This window comes from Flavobacterium xizangense, assembly GCF_054075145.1.
Genome location: NZ_JBSIPG010000032.1, coordinates 1 through 466, shown reverse-complemented (window position 1 = coordinate 466; position 466 = coordinate 1). Strand labels below are relative to the sequence as shown.

Below are 466 nucleotides of genomic sequence, written 5' to 3'. Positions count from 1 at the left end.
TTCAAAAAACACTTCTTTAGATTATATAAAATGCGCTTCCAATCAATTCATTAGTCTTAATTTAAAAAATGGAAACAATATCAATTTTGTCAATACAACTATGGTTGATAATCTAAAAAACAACCCGAATTTAACCTGTATTCAAGTTGATGATGTGGCTTATTCAAATAAAAACTGGATGAATGCGAAAGATTCCTGGGCAACTTACAATACTACCTGTACACCAGAATACGTAGCGCTTCCAGACACAAATTTTGAGCAAAAGTTAATTGATCTAGGAATCGATACTGATGGTCTTAATGGAAAAATCACAATTGCAGATGCAAGTTCGATAACAAGCATAGACCTTTCAAATAGCAATATCAAAGATCTAACAGGAATTGAATACTTTACTTCATTGACAACCTTAAACATAAGTAATAACCAAATTACTTCTCTAGACGTAAGTAACAATTTACTTTTAGAA

The 466-nt window shown here is 30.7% G+C and carries 1 protein-coding gene; it reads left to right on the top strand.

Going from position 1 to position 466, the window contains the following annotated elements; genetic code table 11:
* Positions 1 to 466, top strand: a 466-nt coding sequence (locus ACWA1B_RS22375; RefSeq protein WP_456910791.1) for a leucine-rich repeat domain-containing protein, incomplete at both ends; no start/stop codon positions are given.